This window comes from Dapis purpurea BLCC-M126 (assembly GCF_050015975.1).
Lineage (GTDB): Bacteria > Cyanobacteriota > Cyanobacteriia > Cyanobacteriales > Microcoleaceae > Trichodesmium.
Window position 1 is genome coordinate 1 of record NZ_JBNHER010000099.1, and the last position, 6,367, is coordinate 6,367.

Below are 6,367 nucleotides of genomic sequence, written 5' to 3' on the forward strand. Positions count from 1 at the left end.
TCCTAACTCCTAGCTAACGCGCATATTTATAAAGATACGCTTAGGGGTTCTATATTCACTCACTATCTGTTACTATATATTTTCAATGCCATCTCTAAGAACTCTATTAGAAGCAATTCGAGGTTACCGTATTTCACAGTGTATTTATATTGCTGCAAAACTTGGAATTGCCGATCTGCTCAAAGACGGAGAACAAAACTGTGATGTTTTGGCCACAGCCACTAATACTAACAAAGATGCAATTTATCGATTGTTACGAGCTTTAGCAAGTGTCGGCATTTTTGCCGAAACTCAGCCCCATTATTTTCAGCTAACTCCGCTAGCAGCATATTTGCAAAGCAATGTTCCTAACTCCTTAAAAGCTTATGCAATCATGTTAGGAGAAGAACATTACCAAACCTGGGGGAATATAATGCATAGCGTGCAGACAGGAGAGAACGCTTTTGAGAATTTGTATGGGATGAACTTTTACGAGTTCTTTGAGCAAAACTCTGCCTCAGCCAAAACTTTTGATCTGGCGATGACAAATCTTTCAGGAATTGCAAATTTTAGTATCTTAGCTGCTTACAATTTTTCATCTATTGGTAAGTTGGTTGATATTGGTGGAGGCAATGGCGGACTGCTATCTTCTATTCTGGAAGCCTACCCTACTATAACAGGGGTGTTGTTCGATCGACCCGATGTAATTGACAGATCCTCTAATTTACTCGAAACAATAGGAGTAAGAAATCGTCTTGAACTAACAAAAGGTGATTTCTTTAAGAATGTGCCAGTAGGGGGAGATGCTTATATGCTGCAACATATCATTCATAACTGGGGTGATGAACAGGCGATCGCTATTCTCCAGAAATGTTATCAAGCAATGATAAATAGAGGACTACTATTAGTGATAGAGATAGTAATACCTCCAGCAAACGAGCCTTCTGCAGGTAAATTTATGGATATAAATATGTTAGCAATGTGCCCTGGTGGGCGGGAGCGAACTGAGAGTGAATATAGAAAATTATTGAAAAAAGCAGGCTTCAAACTCACAAAAATAGTTCCAACAGAATCAGAAGTTAGCATAATTGAAGCAGTGAAAGATAAAATATAGACCACTAATATAGAATATTTGGGATTGCACTGCGTTCATAACAAGAATAGCTGCTTCAAAAAAATTATGGCGTTGCATATTTAGGGCTTGCTGAAACCATCTAAAAGTATTGACAGATAAAGGAAAGTGCCTTTTTAGGTCTTCAAAAAGTACAAGGTTTTAGTTCTAGGGATATCATGCATGTTACGATTTTGGGTTGACGCTCTGCAGAAAAATCAAGGGATAATTATGACTCCTGCTTCCTCTAAATTACCCATTTATGCTGTCTCCTGTCTCCTACCCTCACCCATAAGACTTTTTCAGCAAACCCTATTTAGTGTGGGGAATGTGGGAGGTGTTGCAACTGGATAAATTATAGTTTTAGAGTAAAGAGCAAGTAAAAGATGGGATTGACCTTTTGCAAAAATTTATGCCAAGGTTTCAGCAACGCCAAAATTATTTGAAAATGAGTGCGGGACTTGTAACGGATCAGTAGACTATAATAATACAAATTTGAAGAATTCCTTATTGACAGGTGTATTGATATCTGCTATTGTAACACGCATATTATTTACTTCTCCAGAAAAAAAACATGAGTGACGAAAATTCTTTAATAGCTTCCCGTTGGTATGTAAAAGAACAATGGGGGTGGTCTTATGATTCTTACATCAGCGATGAGGATGCATTAAACTATTTAAAGGCATTGTTAGTTTGTACCAAAGGTGACGACATCATTAGCGAAGCAGAGCGAGAGTATGTAATTGGTTTTGCAGCTTGCCGAGAATTGCCTTTGTCTGTAATTGAGGCTGCGAAAGCCTATGATGCCAACGAAGACATTGCAGACATAATGTCCCGTAGTCCAATAGTACAAAAAGCGAAAAAAGGCATGATCTATTGGGCAATAAAAGCTTGTTCTGCCGATTCAGAATATAATAATCAAGAAAAAGCAGCAGTTCGGAAGATGTCTGGTTTAATGGGAATTTCTGAGCAAATTGTAGAAGAAATTGAGGCAGTAATTATAGAAGAAAAGAAACTAAAGGATAAACGAAACGCTCTAGTTTATGATGGTGAGGTATTGTGGGAGTAGTAGCGCGTCTAGCTTTAAAATTTGGGCAAAGAGCGAATTAATGAAGACCTCTCCCCTAACCCATCTCCGGCAAGGAGAGGGGAGAGATTTTACCCACAATTTTAGTTTAGACACACTAGTGCAGGATGACGGAAATAAGTGACCAGTGACAAAATACTCAAAGCCTTACCAATCAAAACTTCTGAATTCTGAATTCTGAATTCAGACTTCCGCGTAGCAGTACTAGTAGTAATAGTAAACATAAGAAAATATCAAGAATAAACTTCTAAGCTCTAGCTTTTGCTATAATCACCAGTCAGCAGAATCATCAAATAAAGGAAAGAAAAATGTCAGACTGGCAAATAATAACTGGTGGAGTAACAGCTCCCAAGGGATATCAAGCAACAGGAATAATTGCAGGGTTAAAGCCATCTGGAGCAGCCGATTTGGCCCTGATTTTGTCAGATGTGGATGCGATCGCTGCTGGAGTCTTGACCACAACTCAAGTAAGGGCAGCTTGTGTAGATTATTGTCGCCAACGTTTAGAAGATAAACCCAGTGCTAGAGCAATCTTATGTAATGCTGGTCAAGCAAATGCTGCTACAGGAGATTTAGGTTGGCAAGATGCTGTGGAAAGTGCGGCAGAATTGGGTAAAGCACTCAATATTTCTCCAGAGTCAATTTTACTAGCTTCCACGGGAGTCATTGGCCAACGAATTAAAATGGATGCTCTCAAAGCAGCTATTCCTCAATTAGTCTCTACAGTTTCCCCAGAAGGAGGGGAAGCAGCAGCAAAAGCTATTATCACCACAGACTTAGTTACAAAGTCAATAGCTTTAGAAACTCTGATGGGCGATCGCCCGGTTCGTATTGGTGGTATTGCTAAAGGTTCTGGAATGATTCATCCTAATATGGCAACAATGTTATCATTTGTTACCTGTGATGCAGCGGTTTCTCCTCCATTATGGCAAGAGATGTTAACCAGAGCAGTTGATCGCAGTTTTAATCAGATTACTGTTGACGGGGATACCAGTACCAATGATACAGTAATTGCTCTAGCAAATGGTCAGTCTCGCACATCTGCTATTACAAATATGGGAGCAGAGGCGGAAAAGTTAGAGGCAATGTTAACAGAAGTTTGTATTTATTTAGCCAAAGCTATCGCTCGTGATGGGGAAGGAGCAACTTGTCTGATAGAAGTTCAAGTTACTGGTACATCTGATGAAGCATCTGCCAATAAAATTGCCAAAACAATTGCTGGGTCTTCTTTAGTGAAGTCAGCCATTTTTGGTCGCGATCCTAACTGGGGAAGAATAGCAGCAGCAGCAGGTCGTGCTGGAGTCAAGTTTGAGCAGGAGCAGTTACAAGTAAAGTTGGGAGACTTTTTGCTCATGGAGAATGGTCAACCTTTAGATTTTGACCGCGCTGCTGCCAGCAAATATTTGCAGAATAGGGCAGCAGGAGAATATCTCAAGGATGATACTGTGGTAATCTCTGTTAAAGTTGGAGATGGTATTGGTAGTGGGAAGGCTTGGGGATGCGACCTTAGTTATGACTATGTAAAGATTAACGCTGAGTACACAACCTGATTTAGAACCCATTTGGTATCTATTTAAACACAAAGGAGGGAGATGGGGAGTATTTGTCAAGCTTTTTCCTGTATTACCTATCTCCACCTCCTGAGTCTTGAGTCGATCCTTCTCAATCCTGCTAAAAAATTTATACTAAATACCAAAAAGTTTGATATATATCCTTGTCATCTCCCGATAACAAGATGCAGGATAGATTATCCGAATATTATTAGACATTTCCAGAAAAGAAGGACTAGGGAGTAGGGGAAAAGAATTGATGATTTCTGTCCGATAATTGAAAAGAAGTTTTTCCGCGTTAGGAACTAGGGAAAATAGGTCTGATTTACACATCATAAATTTAGGAATTTCATATCTAAAATCGCTAACAATTTTAGTGTTAGTTTGTAACTTAATGTCTGACCAGTCTCACCAACTACTTTCTCCAATTTATAGCTAGTGCAGGATGACGGAAATATGTTACTAGTGACAAAATACTCAAAGCCTTAACAATCAAAACTTCTGAATTCCGCTCCCAGGAGGGGTTAGGGGTGGGTTGAATTCTGAATTCTGACTTCCGCGTAGCGGTACTAGCCTATCCCTAGTATAATAGGAGTCCGAAATTTTTAACGTGAATTACTTATCATAAAAAAAGATTTTTGTCAAAAAATCTTCTCAGTTAAATATTTATACTAAGTCTTTTAACAAAAATTTGTCTAATCGTCAATTGTCAGCTATGATCTTTATCAACAAAGCAGCCAATTGCAACAAAAATTAGGCACTGATGGATCAAGTATATATAGGCAATAAATGCAGTATAAAAGCATCAGATACTCAAGGTTCAGCTTCAGACAAGCCTAGAAGCCTTATGATTGTGCAGCTAAATAACAACTTGCAATCTAGTTCTCCCATTAACTATCAGGGGGGTGACACTAGCTGAACAGACCTGCAGCTACACAAGGGTCTCTAGACTGCAAGGATAACACCAGCATCACCCTATTAATTTCATAAATACAACAACTGGTAATTAGTTATTGGGTGAGAATATTTCTAACCCAAGACTCATCATTATTCACATAAGCAATCTAGGACATCCCAGATTAGGGCTGCGCCGATAAACTTTGTTTAGCATTAACAAAACATAATTTATTTTGAAAGCTTAAGTCAAAATAGAATCCTTAGAACTTAGTTTTTTACAGTTCATAGGAACTTGAATATATCAACACAAATTCCAAGAAATTAACAGATTTATTTTATGAATGCCAGTGAGCTTTTAAGCGCGAATGAATTATTAGTTAGACACTCCAAAGGAGAAAGAAATTTTCAGGGAGTAAACCTAATTGCAGTTAATTTGGGTGAAGCAAACCTCAATCGTAGCAATTTAAGTAATGCTAGTTTCAAAGATTCCTACTTAGCTAAAAGTAAACTAATTGGAGCCAATTTAAATGGTGCAGATTTTAGTCATGCTAATCTATGCCAAGCCAAGTTAATTGAAGCTAATTTGAGTTCTGCTAGCTTTACTAAAACCACACTTATTGAAGCTGATTTAAGTGGAGTAATTTTGAGTGGGGCAATTTTCTCAGAAGCTGATTTAACAAGAGCCATTCTGATCGGTACGAGCATGGTAGGAACTTGTTTACTAAATTCCTCTAAATTAACTAAAGCTAATCTAACGGGAGCTACTCTCACTCATGCAATTCTCTGTGGTGCTGACTTAACACAGGTAACTTTGAATCGAGCAATTATGAGTCAAGTAGATCTAAGTGGCACTTTACTAAATCAGACAAGTTTAATCCGAGCTTATTTACAACGAGGAAATCTCAGTGGTGCAAAGCTAATCAATGCAGATTTAACAGAAGCAACCCTGGTAGAGGCTAACCTTTGTGCTGCGGACTTAACTGGAGCAGACTTGCAAGGAGCAAACCTCAGTAATGCCAATCTGAGTGGGGCAAATTTAAGTGGAGTTAATCTACAGGAAGCAAATCTCAGTAATGCCAATCTTAATGGTGTGATTCTTCACCAGGCAGATCTGCAAGGTGCGGACTTGAGTAAGACTAACTTACGGGGAGCTAACTTGAAAGCTGCTAATCTCTCAGGAGCAAATTTATTGGAAGCTGACTTACGGGGTGCTAACTTACAAAAAGCTAATCTTTATGGCGCAGGTTTATTACTAGTATCTCTCAAAGGTGCGGCTTTAAAAGAAGCTTGTTTGTCTCATGCTAACTTGATTGGATCTAGTTTAAATATTTCTAGTCTTCAGGATGTTTGTCTAAAAGAAGCAATTATGCCCAATGGTTCAACTCATGAATAGAGTTATACTTGTTCAATAAATGTTTACTACAAATACCTACAACTTCGTCAGAAATTAAGATTTGGTAGGAGCTAGTGTTTTAATTTTCTTTTTGTATCCTCTTTAAAGGAAAGAGGTAATAACTTATTTTCTTCTTAAGAGGATATAGTATTTCAGCATTTATTTGGGTAAATCTCTCTTTTTATTAGAATATTTCTAGAACTAACTACTAGCGCATCCAGACTAAAATTGTGGGTAAAACCTCCCCCCTCTCCAGGAAGGAGAGGGGTTGGGATAGAGGTCTTTATTGACTCGCTCTTTACCGAATTATTAATTATTAATTGTTAATTAAATAATTGTGGTTTAAAGCC

4 protein-coding genes are annotated in these 6,367 nt (G+C 38.2%); all 4 read left to right on the top strand.

Features of this window, described 5'->3' with window-relative positions; all coding sequences use genetic code 11:
- Positions 1-85: 85 nt before the first annotated feature.
- Positions 86-1,093 carry a methyltransferase gene (locus tag ACP6PL_RS09220; RefSeq protein WP_426544783.1) on the top strand — a complete coding sequence of 336 codons (1,008 nt, stop codon included), beginning with the start codon at positions 86-88 and terminating at the stop codon, positions 1,091-1,093.
- Between the two features lie 571 nt (positions 1,094-1,664).
- Positions 1,665-2,159: a tellurite resistance TerB family protein gene (locus tag ACP6PL_RS09225; protein ID WP_426544785.1), complete on the top strand. Its 495-nt coding sequence runs from the start codon at positions 1,665-1,667 to the stop codon at positions 2,157-2,159.
- 326 nt (positions 2,160-2,485) lie between these two features.
- On the top strand, positions 2,486-3,727 hold the full coding sequence (argJ, locus tag ACP6PL_RS09230; protein ID WP_426544787.1) for a bifunctional ornithine acetyltransferase/N-acetylglutamate synthase: 1,242 nt from the start codon (positions 2,486-2,488) through the stop codon (positions 3,725-3,727).
- 1,234 nt (positions 3,728-4,961) lie between these two features.
- Entirely contained in the window at positions 4,962-6,017 is a 1,056-nt protein-coding gene (locus tag ACP6PL_RS09235) for a pentapeptide repeat-containing protein (RefSeq protein ID WP_426544789.1), read from the top strand.
- The last annotated feature ends 350 nt before the right edge of the window (positions 6,018-6,367 follow it).

Coding starts and splice junctions, on each gene's coding strand:
- ACP6PL_RS09225 (WP_426544785.1), top strand. CDS start 1,665: ATGAGTGACGAAAATTCTTTAATAGCTTCCCGTTGGTATGTAAAAGAA.
- ACP6PL_RS09235 (WP_426544789.1), top strand. CDS start 4,962: ATGAATGCCAGTGAGCTTTTAAGCGCGAATGAATTATTAGTTAGACAC.
- argJ (WP_426544787.1), top strand. CDS start 2,486: ATGTCAGACTGGCAAATAATAACTGGTGGAGTAACAGCTCCCAAGGGA.
- ACP6PL_RS09220 (WP_426544783.1), top strand. CDS start 86: ATGCCATCTCTAAGAACTCTATTAGAAGCAATTCGAGGTTACCGTATT.